We start from the raw sequence: 14,022 nt of genomic DNA, 5'->3' as shown, positions 1-14,022 counted from the left end.
TGGCAGCCGAGGGGCGCTGAGACGCGCCGTGGCATGTCTCCGGGTGTGACGTCTTCGTAATATGACAGGGCCACATCGCGTGACGGCGTTGGCGCGCGATTTGAGGGGGAAAGCCCGACATGATGATGTTCCTGCCCCTGGGGGTGGACGAGACCGAGCTGGAGCGGTTGCCTCGGGTGTCCATCACCATCGCGGCGATCTGTGCAGTCGCCTTCTTCATCACCTGGGTGATTCCATCCGAGCCACTGGGCGTCGGCGAGAGCGACCTGCAGTCGATGCTGGAGCAGACACTCGCGCATCCGGACCTGGAGTTCCCTCCCGACTGTGCCGAGCGGCTCCTGTCCGATGAAGGGCGGCGCCTGGTCGCCACGCTGCGCGGGCGTGTCGAAGCCCCCATCGAGCCCATCAACGTCGCCAACCACCAGCAGGCCCTGAACGAGCGCTGCGAGGAGCTGCTCGCCAGCCAGGAGTCGAGCCTGCTGTCGCGCTTCGCCCTCGTCCCGTCGCGTGGGCTCGTCCAGCCCGGGTGGCTGACGTACATGTTCCTGCACTTCGGGTGGATGCACCTGCTAGGGAACCTGCTGTTCTTCTACGTCGCGAGCCTGCTGCTCGAGGATGCCTGGGGACGGCCGCTCTTCGCCGCCTTCTACGTCGTGGGCGGCTGGGCCGCGGGACTGGCGCACTACGCGCTCGACCCTTCGTCCCAGGCGCTGATGGTGGGCGCCTCTGGCGCCGTGGCCGCATGCATGGGCGCGTTCTGCCTGCGCTTCGCCCAGCGCCGGGTCCGCATGGGCTACTTCATCTGGCTCATCAAGATTTTCCGCGGCACCTTCCCCATCCCCGGCTGGCTCTGGGGAGGCCTGTGGTTCGGCAATGAGGTGCTCAACTACTGGGCTCTGGGCACCAACACGGGCGTGGCGGTGATGGCCCATATCGGCGGCTTCGTGTTCGGCTTCGCGGGCGCGGCGCTGCTGCGTGTCACCCAGCTCGAGGAGCGCGTGGTCGCGCCCTCGCTGGCGGCGAAGCAGGGCGGCTGGGTGGCCGACCCGCGGCTGGCGGAGGCGCAGGCGGCGCTCGACCGGGATGACCGCGCCGCGGCGCGCGACGGCTTCACGCGTCTGCTGAAGAGCCAGCCGGACCAGGTGGACGCGCTGCTGGCCCTGGGGCGCATGGAGCTGGAGGACGGCGAGACACACGCGGGCATGGCGCGAGTGGAGCGTGCCCTTCAATTGCTCGCGGGGCGCGCGTCCGCGGATGCGCTGTGGTTCGCCATGGAGCCGCTGGGCACGCTCTTCCCCGTCGAGAAGCTGCGACCAGCCTCCGCCTGGCGGCTGGCACAAGCGCTGGACACGGAGGACGCGCCACCGGGCGCGGTGGAGACGACGGAGGCCCTGTACGGCGTGGCGGGCGCGGGCGCGGGCGTCATCGCGGTGCGCGCGCTCATCCGCGCCACGGAGCTCCGGCTGACTCACCACAAGAAGCGTGAGCAGGCGGCGGAGTACCTGGCGCGGGCGAAGCAGTTGCTGACCGGAGAAGCCGCCACGCTGGCGGGCCGGGTCCAGGCGCTCGACGCGGAGGTCGCTCGCGCGCTGGAGGAGACCGCCTGGAGGAGAACCGACGCGGCATCGATGCCCGCCATGGAGGCTCCGCCCGTCCCGCCCCGCATCATCCCCTGCCGCATCGTGGGGCTGACGGAGATGGCCCTCAGCGTGGAGGCCGCCAACGGCCAACGACGGACGCTGGCCATGACCGAGGTGCTGGCGGTGGCCGTGGGCCTGCTGCCCATGGCGGGGCCTCCGGGAACCCCGCCGCGGCAGACGGTGCTCACCGACCTGGTCGTCTCATGGGGGGGCGAGGGAGAAGGCCCGACGGTGCTGCGGGTCAACGTCGCCGGGCTCGCGCTGCACCACTTCTATCCGGGCGCCCCACCGCGCGAGGCATATGCGCGGTTCCTGGCGGATCTGCTGGAGCGCTCCGGCGCCAACGCGCTTCCGGATGCGTCTTCTCTCAAGCAGGCCCGGTACCCTCGCTTCAACAGCGAGGCGGAGCTGAGCCAGCACTACTATGGCATGGGTGCCGCGGCGGCCTGAGCGCGGCATATCGGCATCGGTGGCGCCTCGAAATGGGGTACCAGCCCTCAGGCGGGACACCCTGACCGCCGCGAGAGCCCGACTCACTCCAGGTCATTCAGGGCCAGCTCGGCCTGCTCGCGGTAGAGCGGCACCTGCTCCACCGCGAGCACGTCTTCCAGCAGTGCGCGCGCTCCAGCCTTATCGCCCGCCTCCCGGAGGCGCCGGGCTCCCGTCAGCGCGCGCATGAGACGTTGCGAACCGTCACGAATGCGACGGCGCATCTCCAGGAGCAGGGCCGTCGCCGGAGCAACACCTGTCACGGCGGCCTGCGCCTCCTCCTCCGAAATGCCCACCTCCCGTGCGGAGCGGAGAAGCAAGGCGCGCACCTCGGACGTCAGCGACAGCGGCTCACCCTCTTCCACGCGCCGCGCCAGCTCACGCACCGGATCCCAGTCAATATCCTCGGCCATGTGCCTACTCGCCCTTCTTGCGACGGCGGCACTTGTCCACCGGCCACTCGTGTTGCCCTTCGCAGTACCGGAAACAGTCGTAACAAGAGCCTGACCAGGCCTGCTCCTGGCACAGGGCATAGGTGTCGATGCACACCTGCTTCCACTCGGGGACCGCTTCTCCGCTGGCCTCGGCCGCGGACTCGGCGGCCTTCATCGGCACCAGGTACTTGCTCGCCTCCGAGGCCGTCAGCCCGCAGCGCTCAGGCGTGGCCGGGTGCGTCTTCACGCAGCAGCTCACCGTCGAGTCCATGGGGCCACACTGCGCCTGCGCCAGGTACACGGGCTGACGGGCCACGGTGGAGTGAGCGCTCCCGCCGCACCCCAGCGCCGAGACGACAGCGGCTGCCAGCGAGCCCCACATCGCGCGACAACGCCAGGATGGCTCGTTTTCCATGAATATCAGCCTACACAGGCTTTAGCCATGGACAACCCTCCTTTCGAGTCACCCGCCGTGCGCCCTCCATATGCAACGCACCAGGTAGGCTTCGCAAGAGGGGACTCAACCCATCCTCACCTGTGCGAGCAGCGAGGCAAACCGCGACGTAGCCCACCGTCGCGACCGGCCTTTGGGAGCGGCCCGCTTCCCGCCGCGTGCTGACGGTGGCGGATGACGACGCGCCGCCGACAGTGCCGGCGTGCAGGTGTCAGTCGGTCGCGCGGAGCGCCTCCCTGGACCAGGGCCGACACACGCGCCCAGGCGGTGGAGGGCGCCACCGAATCGGGACGTCACTCCGCGCGGCTGCCCGTCACGCCGGCCGCTCCTGCCGCCAGCGCCGCGCCTGCGGTCCGTTCCGCTCTTCGCGCGCTTGATACAGCGCCATGCCCCGCTGCACGTCATTCACATCCAGCGTGCCAGCGAGCGTCCCATCCGGCTCCACCACGACGAGCTGCGGGACTTCTTCCTCCGCCATGCGCCGCAGGGCCGTCCAGCCGTCCTCGTCCAAGCGCACCACCACCGCGGGCCGCATCACCTCGCGCGCCGTGCGCGACATCCGCTCCGGCTCCGGCACGCCCCGCACCGTCTCCAGCGCCACCTGCCCCACGGGCCGCCCGTCCTCGGTCACCGGCAACAGCAAGAGTCGCTCACGCCGCAGCTCCCACAGCGTCTCCTCCAGCGAGGCCCCCGCGTCCACGCCCACCCGGCGCGGCGTCATCAGGTCGGCCACGGGCACCCGCTCCAGCGTCGTCTTCATCCGCACCTGCTGCGCCTCGCCCTGCGCGCCCATGAAGATGAAGAACGCGATGATGGCCAGGAACGGGTTGAACGACAGCACCGCCCACACGGCGAAGAGCACCGCGAACCCGCGTCCCAGCAGGGACGCCACCCGCGTCGCGCGCACGGGCCCCAGCCGCCCCGTCAGCGACGCGCGGACGATGCGCCCACCATCCATGGGGAAGGCCGGCAGCAGGTTGAAGAGGCCCAGGAACAGGTTGAGGATGCCCATGTAGAAGCAGGCGAACTGGATGTTGAACGAGCGCGCCTCCTGGAGCAGCCACGTCGCGCCACCAAACAGCACCGCCAGCAGGATGCTCGTCAGCGGCCCCACCGCCGCCATCAACGCCTCGTCCCGGGGACGCGGCGGCGCCTCCGTCAGCTCGGACACGCCCCCCACCATCATCAGCGTAATCGAGCGCACCGTCCCGCCCCGGCGCAGCGCGTACACGGTGTGCGCCAGCTCGTGGACGAACACGGACGCGAACAGCCCCACGGCCACCGCCAGGCCCCACAGCGCGGGTGAGCCACCCAGGCGCTCCGGAGGCACCTCGGCCACCTCCGCCGCGCGCCGGAAGGCCCCACCGAACAGGAAGGCCAATAGCGGCAGGACCAGCAGCAGCGAGACGTGGACGCGGACGGGAATGCCGCGGAATGAGCCAATCTGAAAGGAACCTCGCGCGGCACGCATGGCGCCCTCCTCGTCGTCTCAACCTCCGTCCCACTCCCGCGCCACGCACGGGCCTGGGGACAGCCCGGTCGCCCGCCCGCCTCCTGAGTGTCCACTCCTCGGCCCTGGAGATGTTCGCCCGCGAGCACGGCCGCGCCCCCTTCGCCCGCGTCCCACCGCCCCCCGCCTACGCTGACCACCTGGCGGCTCCATCCCCCGCTTGGGAGGCGTCATGTGGAATCCTGTCGCGTACGCACAGGCGGCCTGGCGTTTGACTCGGGCCATCCGGGACCCGGAGAAACTCCAGGACGTCCTGGGTCTGGCCCCGGTGATTGCGCCCCCCATGGCGATGCGGCGGCTGGTGGAGCGTTTGACGCAGCACGCCAGCGCCGCCCGGGCCTTCGTCGAGCGCCCGCGCCTGGGCCTGCGCTCCCTGCCCGCGCTGCGCGCGCTGCCTCCGGACACCCTGGGGCGCGCCTTCGCGGACCACCTGGAGGCGAACCGGCTGGACCTGGACGCCCTGCCCTCCCTGGAGGCCCGTACCGACGAGGAGTACGTGCGCGCGCACCTGCTGGAGTCCCATGACGTCTGGCACGTCCTCACCGGCTTCTCGACGGACGTGGCGGGGGAGCTGGGCCTCCAGGCCTTCAGCCTGGCCCAGGTGGGCAGCCCCTTCGCGCTGGGGGTGCTCGCGGGGGGCCTGACGAACACCCTCCTCTATGCGTTCTCCCAGCGGGAGGCGCGCATGCGCGCCATCGTCCGGGGATGGCTCCTGGGGCAGCGGGCCCAGCTCCTCTTCGGTGCCCCGTGGTGTCAGATGTGGGACGTTCCCCTGGCGGAAGTGCGGAGGCGCTACGGCCTGGAGCTGGCCGCGGTGGAAGCCGTGCTTGACGACGCCATGCGTCCAGCCACGGAAGCCCGGCATCCAGGGGGCGCGTCCCCGCCCCAATCATGCTAGACGCGCCCCCATGGACCAGACCCCCGAGAAGGACCCCCTCCGCGCACGGCTCGAGAAGATGGAGAAGCAGGCCGAGCTGGGTGGCGGTGCCGACCGCATCGCCAAGCAGCACGAGGCCGGCAAGCTCACGGCCCGCGAGCGCATCGACCTGCTCCTCGACCCCGGCTCCTTCTGCGAGCTGGACAAGTTCGTCACCCACCGCTCGAACGAGTTCGGCATGGGCGACAAGAAGATTCCCGGCGACGGCGTGGTCACCGGCTACGGCACGGTGGAGGGCCGCAAGGTCTTCGTCTTCGCCCAGGACTTCACCGTCTTCGGCGGCTCGCTGTCGGGCGCCTACGCGCAGAAGATCTGCAAGATCATGGACCTGGCCACCCGCGTGGGCGCGCCCGTCATCGGCCTGAACGACTCGGGCGGCGCGCGCATCCAGGAAGGCGTGGAGAGCCTCGCCGGCTACGCGGAAATCTTCGTGCGCAACACGCTGGCCTCCGGCGTGGTGCCCCAGATTTCGCTCATCATGGGTCCGTGCGCGGGCGGCGCGGTGTACTCGCCGGCCATCACCGACTTCATCATGATGGTGAAGGACACCTCGTACATGTTCATCACCGGCCCGGACGTCATCAAGACGGTGACGCACGAGGAGGTGTCCAAGGAAGCGCTGGGCGGCGCCGTCACGCACAACCAGAAGTCCGGCGTGGCCCACTTCGCCGCGGAGAACGAGCAGGCCGCCATCGTGATGACGCGCGAGCTGCTCTCCTTCCTGCCCTCCAACAATCAGGAAGAGGCGCCCGTCCAGCCGTGCGAGGACGACCCGTTCCGGGCCGAGGAGTCGCTCAAGACGATTGTCCCGAGCAACCCCAACAAGCCGTACGACATCAAGGAAGTCATCAAGGCCATCGTCGACGACAAGCACTTCTTCGAGGTGCAGGAGCACTTCGCGAAGAACATCGTCATCGGCTTCGCGCGCATGAACGGCCGCAGCGTGGGCGTCGTCGCCAACCAGCCCGCGGTGCTCGCCGGCGTGCTGGACATCGACGCCAGCATCAAGGCCGCGCGCTTCGTGCGCTTCTGCGACTGCTTCAACATCCCGCTCGTCACGCTGGTGGACGTCCCCGGCTTCCTGCCCGGCACCGACCAGGAGTGGGGCGGCATCATCACCCACGGCGCCAAGCTGCTGTACGCCTACGCCGAGGCCACCGTGCCCAAGGTCACCGTCATCACCCGCAAGGCCTATGGCGGCGCGTATGACGTCATGGCGTCCAAGCACATCCGCGCGGACATGAACTTCGCGTGGCCCACCGCCGAAATCGCCGTCATGGGCCCCGAGGGCGCGGTCAACATCATCTTCCGCAACGAGCTCCAGAAGGCGGCCGACCCCGCCGCCGAGCGCACGCGGCTGACCGCCGACTACCGCGAGAAGTTCGCCACGCCCTTCAAGGCGGCCGAGCTGGGCTACATCGACGAGATCATCCGCCCCGAGGAGACGCGCGCCAAGCTCATCCGCGCCCTGGAGCTGCTGAAGGACAAGCGCCAGGAGAACCTCCCGCGCAAGCACGGGAACATCCCGCTGTAGGCCGCTTCCCGGCCCCGCCTGCCCGCCCTCCCCCGTCCGGGGGGCAGGCAGGCACGCACGACGGGGGAAATTTGGAGGTGCCGAACGGGCTTTCAGGGGCCAGGAAAGGAATCTCATTTTGTCCCACCGCCGCCTCCTCCTCTTTCTCTCCGACGTCGAAGGAAACCTCACCGCCCTGCGCCAGACGCTCAAGCGCGTCTGCGAAGCGGTGGACCTGGCCACGCCCGAGGTGAAGTGGGTGGAGCCTCCGCCCGAGGGGCTGGCCGACGCGGGCTGGCACGCCGTCGAGCTGGAGCTCCCCCCCGCTCCTGGCCGCAAGGCGCGCAAGTCCGAGCAGCCCTTCCTGGAGGAGCAGCTGGACGCCATGAGCCAGGCGCTGGCCCAGGACTTCCGGGACCGCGCGCTGGGCCTCTTCGTGGACCGCGAGCACAGCTACGCGCGCGCGTGCGTCAGCGGCCCGGGCCGCCCGTCCAAGGCCGTGGAAGGTGAAGTGCTGGACGTTCTGCGCCAGGCGGCGCGCTGGCTGGACGTGGAGACGGGCATGCTGGCCCGGCTCTTCGGCGGCGGTAACACGGCGCGCAACCTGCTGGCCGCCGCGGTCGACTTCGGGAACGAACCTGCCCGGTCGGCTCCGCCCGCGCCGCCGGAGCCGGACGAGGACGACCGCTTCGTGGAGGCCAAGCTGACGCAGGCGCGGGCTTACATGGAGCAGTACCTGAGCACCCGGAAGTAGAGGCGGCAAACCCGGGCGCCCCGTGCTAGACGGGCGTCATGCCCAAGATCCGCAAAGTGCTCGTCGCCAATCGCGGCGAGATCGCCATCCGGGTGATGCGCACGTGCAAGGAGCTCGGCATCGCCACGGTGGCGGTGTACTCGGAGGCGGACCGCTCCGCCCTTCATGTGCGCACGGCCGACCAGGCCATCTTCGTGGGGCCCCCGCCCTCGCGTGAGAGCTACCTGGTGCAGCAGCGCATCCTCGACGCCGCGAAGCAGACCGGCGCGGACGCCATCCACCCCGGCTACGGCTTCCTCTCCGAGAACGCCTCCTTCGTCCGCGCCTGCGAGGCCGCCGGGCTGACCTTCATCGGTCCGCCGGCCTCCGCCATGGACGCCATGGGCGAGAAGACCCGCGCCCGCGCGAACATGATCAAGGCCGGCGTGCCCGTGGTGCCCGGCACCACCGAGCCCATCGCCACTCTGGAAGAGGCGCGCGCCTACGTGGAGAAGATTGGCTTCCCCGTCATGCTCAAGGCCGCGGGCGGCGGCGGCGGCAAGGGCATGCGCAAGGTGGAGCGCATCGAGGACTTCGAGTCCTCGTGGCGCGCCGCCAAGAGCGAGGCCCTCAACGCCTTCGGCAACGACGCCGTCTACATCGAGAAGTACCTGGAGAAGCCACACCACGTGGAGATCCAGGTCTTCGCCGACCAGTACGGCAACACCATCCACCTGAACGAGCGCGAGTGCTCGGCGCAGCGCCGGCATCAGAAGGTGGTGGAGGAGACCCCCAGCCCCATCCTCACGCCGGAGCTGCGCGCGAAGATGGGCGAGGTGGCGGTGAAGGCGGCCAAGGCCGTCAACTACGTGGGCGCCGGGACGGTGGAGTTCCTGGTCGACGTCCACCGCAACTTCTACTTCCTGGAGATGAACACCCGCCTCCAGGTGGAGCACCCGGTGACGGAGTGGGTGACGGGCCTGGACCTGGTGGCCATGCAGATCAAGGCCGCCGAGGGCGAGAAGCTCGGCCTCACCGAGGCGCCGGCGCCGCGCGGTCACTCCATCGAGGTCCGCGTGTACGCCGAGGACCCGAGCCGCAACTTCATGCCCAGCCCGGGCAAGATTACCTACCTGCGCGTACCGGGCGGCCCGAACGTGCGCGACGACTCGGGCGTGTTCCCCGGCTACACGGTGCCCAACGTCTACGACCCGATGATCTCCAAGCTGTCCGTGTGGGCCCCCACGCGGCGCGAGGCGATTGCCCGCACGCAGCGCGCGCTGTCCGAGTACGTGGTGAAGGGCATCACCACCAACATCCGCTACCTGAAGGCCATCCTGGCGCACCCCGAGTTCATCGAGGGCGACTACGACACCAGCTTCCTCACCCGCGAGCACGACAGACTGCTGGGCGCGGAGGACCCGAAGCTGAGCGAGATGGCGCTGCTGGCCAGCGTGGTGCACGCGTACCAGCGGGACCAGAAGCGCGCGAAGACGCTGCCCGGCGCAGGCACGGGCCAGGGCGGCGGCAACGGCGGCGTCTCCCCGTGGAAGCTGGCGCTGCGCTCGCGCCGCTAACCCCCAAGCTCGGAAGGACTTCCATGCGTTACTTCGCGAAGCAGCAGGGCCAGAAGGAAGCGGCTCCGGTGGACCTGGAGCCCCTGGGGAACGACCAGTACCGAATCACCGTGGGCGGCACCACGTACCAGGTGGACGCGCTGGCGCTGGAGCACGGCACGCTGTCCATGCTGGTGGACGGCCAGTCGTACAACGTCGAGTTCGAGGAGAACGGCGACGAGGTTGGCGTGCTCCTGCGCGGGCAGGTGAACCGCTTCGACGTGGCGGATGAGCGCCGGCTGCGGCTGCGCGCGGCCAACGCCGCCTTCTCCGTCGAGGGCAAGCAGCTCGTCACCGCCCCCATGCCGGGCAAGGTGGTGAAGGTGCTGGTGAGCGTGGGCGACGAGGTGAAGGAAGGTCAGGGCCTCGTCGTGGTGGAGGCCATGAAGATGGAGAACGAGCTCAAGAGCCCGAAGGCCGGCAAGGTGACGGAGCTGTTCGCCAAGGAAGGCACCGCCGTGGAGAACAACGCCAAGCTGGTGGTGGTCGAGTAACCGGGCGAGACGGTTCGGGGGGCTGCTCGCGTGAAGAGGCGGGCAGCTTGCCCACCGCCCTCCTGTCCCACCTCGCAAGGCGGTGGCATCTGTCCGGGCGGTGCGCACGCTCTGGGCATGAGAGCGCTGACCTATGACGGACCGTACCGGGTCAAGGTGCGGAACAAGCCCGAGCCGAAAATCGAGCACCCGCAGGATGGCATCGTCCGCGTGACGAGCGCGGCCATCTGCGGGTCCGACCTCCACCTCCTCCATGGACTCATCCCGGACACCCGCATCGGGTCCACGTTCGGCCACGAGTTCGTCGGGGTCGTCGAGGAGCTGGGCCCCAACGCCCGAGGCGTCCAGAAGGGCGACCGGGTGATGCTGCCCTTCCAGATTTTCTGTGGCGGTTGCTACTTCTGTTCGCGAGGCCTCACCGGCTGCTGCGACAGCACCAACCCGGCGACCGACGTGGCGGCTGGCATCTACGGCTACTCGCACACGATGGGCGGCTACGAAGGCGGCCAGGCCGAGTATGTCCGCGTCCCCTTCATCGGCGTGGACGCGGAGAAGATTCCCGACGACGTCGAGGACCTCGATGCCCTGCCCCTCACCGACGCCTTCTCCACCGGCTACCAGGCCGCGGAGATGTGCAACCTGCAAGGCGGCGAGACCGTCCTCGTGCTCGGCTGCGGCCCGGTGGGTCTGTTCGCCATGTGGTCCGCCTGGGCCATGGGCGCCGGGCGCGTCATCGCCGTCGACCACCTGGACTACCGGCTCGAGTTCGCGCGGAACTGGCTGGGCGTCGAGACGCTCAACTTCCGGGACATGGACCTCGTCACCGTGGTGAAGGGCATGACGGAGGGCCGCGGCGCGGACGCGACCATCGACGCCGTGGGCTGCGAGGCCGCGGGCTCACCGGTTCACCGGGCGCTTGGCATCTACATGAAGCTGGAGGCCGGCTCGCCGCAGGCCATCAACTTCGCCATCCACGCGACGCGCAAGGGAGGCACCATCTCCCTCATCGGCGCCTACGGCCCGCCGGCCAGCGGGGTCGACATCGGCACGTACATGAACAAGGCGCAGACGATGCGCACCGGGCAGGCCAACGTGAAGCGCTACATGCCGCACCTGCTCGAGCACGTGCGCGCCGGGCGCATCCACCCCTCGCACGTCTTCACGCACCGGGTGCCGCTCGACCAGGCGCCGCACGCCTACCACATGTTCGCTCGGAAGCGGGACGGCTGCATCAAGGTGGCCGTCACGCTCAACGGAACCCTTCACTGATGGAGCCCGCGATGATGGAACGACCCATGCCCCAGGTGGCCACGCAGGAGCAGATTCTGCGGCGCTCGGCGTACCAGTCCCTCCAGCCCGTGAAGCGTCCCAGCTACTGGGGCGTCGACCTGGACCCCTCGCGCCGCCCGGGCGTCCCGATGATGCGCAAGCCCGAGCCCTGGCCCAACACGCGCTTCCCGCCCGAGCGCCAGCCGGGGGAGCCCGCCGCGCTCAAGCACGGCCGCTCCAACAAGCAGATGCCTCCCGTGTTCAGCACGGCCGTGCCCCTGCGGGGACTGTCGGGCGCGATTCGCAAGCTCGCCTACAGCTACCCGGACCACTACCCGCGCCACTGGGTGCTGATGATGCTCGGGGACCGCGTCGACTCCTGGAGCACCCGGGCGCGGCGCATCCTCCCCTTCGCGGTGCCGCTGGTGGTGCTCGGCGTCCTCGGCCGCCGCTTGCGCGCCTGAGCCCCGGTGCGCAAGCGGAGGACCGGGCACCCACGGCGGGACGTTCCGTCGTCGTGGGTTCCGCAGGCGCGCGGCGGACTGGTAAGGTCCGCCGCGCCTTCACCCTGCCCATGCCGGGTCCGCCGAGGTCACACCGAATGGAGATGCTCTGCACCCTGCGCAGCGCCACCGAGGCCCAGCGCGCCGCCCTCCTCCAGGCTCCCGAGTCGCTGGAGGCGTTCCTCGACGACGAGGAGGACTTCGGTGACCCGAAGGGCTCGGCGTTCCTGGAGCTGGACATCGGCGAGGCCTGGCACGGCCTCCAGTACCTGCTGACGGGGACGCCCTGGGAGGGCGCCGCGCCGCTGGACTTCCTGGTGCGCGGCGGCGAGGACGTGGGCGACATCCCCTCCGACGAGGGCACCGCGCGCATCTTCACGCCCGCGCAGGTGCAGGCACTGGCCACCGCGCTCCAGCAGGTGACGGAGAAGACGCTGCGCGCGCGCTACGACACGGCCGCCATGCAGGCCCAGGACATCTACCCCGGCACCTGGGACGAGCCCGAGACGGAGGTCGATCCGCTCGAGGAGCTGCTCTCCTACTTCGAGGAGCTCCAGAAGTTCGTGGCCCAGGTGGCGAAGCGCCGCGAGGCCCTGCTGGTGCACATCGGCTGAGACGACGGCGCGTGGGTGGGCCGCTCAGCCCGTCACCACGTCGTGTCCCAGCTTGAGCACCAGGGCCAGCACCACGCCCAGCACCACCTTGCGCACCAGCCTGTCGCCGCCCTTCACCGCCAGGTGCGCGCCCAGGTACGCGCCGGCGAACTGCGCGCCGGCCATGGGCAGCGCGACCTTCCACAGCACCACGCCCTTGAGGGCGAACAGCGCCACGGAGGCGAGGTTGGAGGCGAAGTTCACCACCTTCGCATCCGCGGACGCGCGGGCCAGGCCATGGCCCAGCAGGGACGAGAAGGCCACGATGAGGAAGGTGCCCGTCCCCGGCCCGAAGAAGCCGTCATAGGCGCCGATGACCAGCGCGATGAGCGCGCCAATCGCCCGGGCGCGCGGCGGCGGACCGGGCTCCGGCCTGTCCCCGGGACGCGGCGCCTTGCGGAACGCGAGGAACACCGCCACCGCGATGAGGAGCACCAGCACCAGCGGCTTGAGCACCTCCGGCTTCACCAGCAGCACCAGCGCGGCCCCCGCGAAGGCGCCGCCCAGGCCGAAGGGGAACGTCACGCGCGCCAGCGTCCCATCGACCAGGCCCGCGCGGGAGAAGCGCACCAGCGCGGCGAAGGAGCCGAAGACGGACTGTCCCTTGTTGGTCCCCAGCGCCACGTGCGGTGGCAGACCGACGGCCAGGAGCGCGGGCAGGGAGATGAGCCCGCCCCCACCCGCGATGGCATCCACCATGCCGGCGGTCAGCGCGGCGAGGCACAGCAGGATGAGTTGCAGCGCGCCAACATCTACGTCCACCGGGATGAACCTCCTCGCGGGCGGCGACTGGCTACCACGAGCACGGTCCGCCGCCCATGACCGCCCGCTTCTTGCGTCATCGCGTGCCTTGGGCGTCAATGCAGGGAAGTCTCCGCTCCCCCCGCCGAGGTCCCCGTGCTCGCTCCCCTCATCACCGTGCTGGCGCTCACCCTGGGCTCGGTTCCGATTCCGCAGGACCCGTCCGCCCCCACGTGCCGCGCCATCGATGGCAAGGTGTCCTGCGGCTACAAGTGCAAGTCGGACGGACAGCGGGTGCAGTGCGCGCAGACGCCCCAGGGCCACTGCCAGGTCATTGACGGACAGTCGGTCTGCTTCGACCCGCCGGCCTACGTGCAGAAGGCCTATGGCGCGGCGCTGCCGGAGCCCGAGTGCAAGAGCATCGATGGGGTGGTGGCGTGTGGCTACAACTGCGCGACCCAGCCGGGCAGCGTGAAGTGCGCGAAGTCGCCCGCGGGCGTCTGTCGGGGCCACGGTGGCGCGGTGCAGTGCTTCGACCCGCCCGCCGTCGTCTTCGCCGTGTACGGCAAGGACACGCCCCGCGCGGAGTGCCACAGCAATAGCGTGGAGCTGACGTGTGGCTACGGCTGCGTCAACGCCTCGGAGGGCGTGCGCTGCGCCCGGACGCCGGCGGGCGTCTGCAAGCTGGCCAGTGGCCGCATCACCTGCTTCGACCCGTCCCCCGCGGCCCTGTGCGCATGGAAGCGCAACCTGCCCGCGCCACAGTGCAAGAACAGCGAGCTGGGCCCGGTGTGTGGGTACGGCTGCACCACCGCGTTCTCCAAGTCGGCATGCGCCGCCACCCCGGACGGGCTGTGCAAGGTCTTCGACAGCGAGGTCTACTGCTTCGACCCGCCGGCTGAACAGAAGGCGGACGCGGCATGTCTGGCAGCGCTCGGACTGGCGGCACTGGATGGCGCGGCGCCCTGACTCGAAGTAAGGGGCTCGCGCTCCGGCCGTCTGCTTTGATGTGCCGGAGGACAGGGGTAGGGTTCTC

Annotated in this window: 14 protein-coding genes; 10 read left to right on the top strand and 4 right to left on the bottom strand. The window is 70.1% G+C overall.

Features of this window, described 5'->3' with window-relative positions:
* The first annotated feature begins 119 nt into the window (after positions 1-119).
* Positions 120-2,090 (top strand): rhomboid family intramembrane serine protease, encoded by a 1,971-nt coding sequence (locus VZL07_RS19975; protein WP_426749128.1) that lies wholly within the window; start codon positions 120-122, stop codon positions 2,088-2,090.
* 83 nt (positions 2,091-2,173) lie between these two features.
* On the opposite strand, the gene VZL07_RS19970 is transcribed toward VZL07_RS19975, so the two are convergent.
* The 3 genes from VZL07_RS19970 to VZL07_RS19960 all read right to left on the bottom strand — a co-directional run bounded on the left by VZL07_RS19970 (position 2,174) and on the right by VZL07_RS19960 (position 4,488).
* The gene (locus tag VZL07_RS19970; protein ID WP_426749127.1) at positions 2,174-2,542 is read right to left on the bottom strand and encodes a DUSAM domain-containing protein; all 369 of its coding nucleotides are present in this window, start codon (positions 2,540-2,542) and stop codon (positions 2,174-2,176) included.
* 4 nt (positions 2,543-2,546) lie between these two features.
* Positions 2,547-2,879 carry a hypothetical protein gene (locus VZL07_RS19965; RefSeq protein ID WP_426749126.1) on the bottom strand — a complete coding sequence of 111 codons (333 nt, stop codon included), beginning with the start codon at positions 2,877-2,879 and terminating at the stop codon, positions 2,547-2,549.
* A gap of 451 nt (positions 2,880-3,330) precedes the next feature.
* Positions 3,331-4,488 carry a site-2 protease family protein gene (locus VZL07_RS19960; RefSeq protein WP_426749125.1) on the bottom strand — a complete coding sequence of 386 codons (1,158 nt, stop codon included), beginning with the start codon at positions 4,486-4,488 and terminating at the stop codon, positions 3,331-3,333.
* A gap of 211 nt (positions 4,489-4,699) precedes the next feature.
* Between VZL07_RS19960 and VZL07_RS19955 the strand changes: the two genes are divergently transcribed.
* The 8 genes from VZL07_RS19955 to VZL07_RS19920 all read left to right on the top strand — a co-directional run bounded on the left by VZL07_RS19955 (position 4,700) and on the right by VZL07_RS19920 (position 12,206).
* Positions 4,700-5,425 (top strand): Coq4 family protein, encoded by a 726-nt coding sequence (locus tag VZL07_RS19955; RefSeq protein WP_426749124.1) that lies wholly within the window; start codon positions 4,700-4,702, stop codon positions 5,423-5,425.
* Positions 5,426-5,435: 10 nt separating this feature from the next.
* Entirely contained in the window at positions 5,436-6,998 is a 1,563-nt protein-coding gene (locus VZL07_RS19950) for an acyl-CoA carboxylase subunit beta (RefSeq protein WP_426749123.1), read from the top strand.
* Positions 6,999-7,116: 118 nt separating this feature from the next.
* Entirely contained in the window at positions 7,117-7,731 is a 615-nt protein-coding gene (locus VZL07_RS19945) for a hypothetical protein (protein ID WP_426749122.1), read from the top strand.
* A 38-nt stretch (positions 7,732-7,769) separates the two neighbouring features.
* The gene (accC, locus tag VZL07_RS19940; protein WP_426749121.1) at positions 7,770-9,287 is read left to right on the top strand and encodes an acetyl-CoA carboxylase biotin carboxylase subunit; all 1,518 of its coding nucleotides are present in this window, start codon (positions 7,770-7,772) and stop codon (positions 9,285-9,287) included.
* 23 nt (positions 9,288-9,310) lie between these two features.
* Complete coding sequence (locus VZL07_RS19935) at positions 9,311-9,820, top strand: biotin/lipoyl-containing protein (protein WP_426749120.1); 510 nt, start codon at positions 9,311-9,313, stop codon at positions 9,818-9,820.
* 117 nt (positions 9,821-9,937) lie between these two features.
* The gene (locus tag VZL07_RS19930) at positions 9,938-11,089 is read left to right on the top strand and encodes a zinc-dependent alcohol dehydrogenase (RefSeq protein WP_426749119.1); all 1,152 of its coding nucleotides are present in this window, start codon (positions 9,938-9,940) and stop codon (positions 11,087-11,089) included.
* Positions 11,090-11,100: 11 nt separating this feature from the next.
* Entirely contained in the window at positions 11,101-11,553 is a 453-nt protein-coding gene (locus VZL07_RS19925) for a hypothetical protein (protein ID WP_426749117.1), read from the top strand.
* Between the two features lie 137 nt (positions 11,554-11,690).
* Positions 11,691-12,206, top strand: a complete 516-nt coding sequence (locus VZL07_RS19920; protein ID WP_426749116.1) for a YfbM family protein — start codon at positions 11,691-11,693, stop codon at positions 12,204-12,206.
* Between the two features lie 24 nt (positions 12,207-12,230).
* On the opposite strand, the gene VZL07_RS19915 is transcribed toward VZL07_RS19920, so the two are convergent.
* Complete coding sequence (locus VZL07_RS19915; protein WP_426749115.1) at positions 12,231-13,007, bottom strand: TSUP family transporter; 777 nt, start codon at positions 13,005-13,007, stop codon at positions 12,231-12,233.
* A gap of 135 nt (positions 13,008-13,142) precedes the next feature.
* On the opposite strand from VZL07_RS19915, the gene VZL07_RS19910 reads away from it, so the two are divergent.
* A complete protein-coding gene (locus VZL07_RS19910; protein WP_426749114.1) occupies positions 13,143-13,955 on the top strand; it encodes a hypothetical protein in 813 nt (270 codons plus the stop codon).
* Positions 13,956-14,022: the final 67 nt, after the last annotated feature.

It is taken from the genome of Pseudomyxococcus flavus (assembly GCF_050038885.1).
GTDB classification, from domain to species: Bacteria; Myxococcota; Myxococcia; order Myxococcales; family Myxococcaceae; genus Myxococcus; species Myxococcus flavus.
This window is presented reverse-complemented; position numbering and strand designations above follow the sequence as displayed.

Coding starts and splice junctions, on each gene's coding strand:
- VZL07_RS19935 (WP_426749120.1), top strand. CDS start 9,311: ATGCGTTACTTCGCGAAGCAGCAGGGCCAGAAGGAAGCGGCTCCGGTG.
- VZL07_RS19960 (WP_426749125.1), bottom strand. CDS start 4,488: ATGCGTGCCGCGCGAGGTTCCTTTCAGATTGGCTCATTCCGCGGCATT.
- VZL07_RS19925 (WP_426749117.1), top strand. CDS start 11,101: ATGATGGAACGACCCATGCCCCAGGTGGCCACGCAGGAGCAGATTCTG.
- VZL07_RS19975 (WP_426749128.1), top strand. CDS start 120: ATGATGATGTTCCTGCCCCTGGGGGTGGACGAGACCGAGCTGGAGCGG.
- VZL07_RS19920 (WP_426749116.1), top strand. CDS start 11,691: ATGGAGATGCTCTGCACCCTGCGCAGCGCCACCGAGGCCCAGCGCGCC.
- VZL07_RS19955 (WP_426749124.1), top strand. CDS start 4,700: ATGTGGAATCCTGTCGCGTACGCACAGGCGGCCTGGCGTTTGACTCGG.
- VZL07_RS19950 (WP_426749123.1), top strand. CDS start 5,436: ATGGACCAGACCCCCGAGAAGGACCCCCTCCGCGCACGGCTCGAGAAG.
- VZL07_RS19970 (WP_426749127.1), bottom strand. CDS start 2,542: ATGGCCGAGGATATTGACTGGGATCCGGTGCGTGAGCTGGCGCGGCGC.
- VZL07_RS19930 (WP_426749119.1), top strand. CDS start 9,938: ATGAGAGCGCTGACCTATGACGGACCGTACCGGGTCAAGGTGCGGAAC.
- accC (WP_426749121.1), top strand. CDS start 7,770: ATGCCCAAGATCCGCAAAGTGCTCGTCGCCAATCGCGGCGAGATCGCC.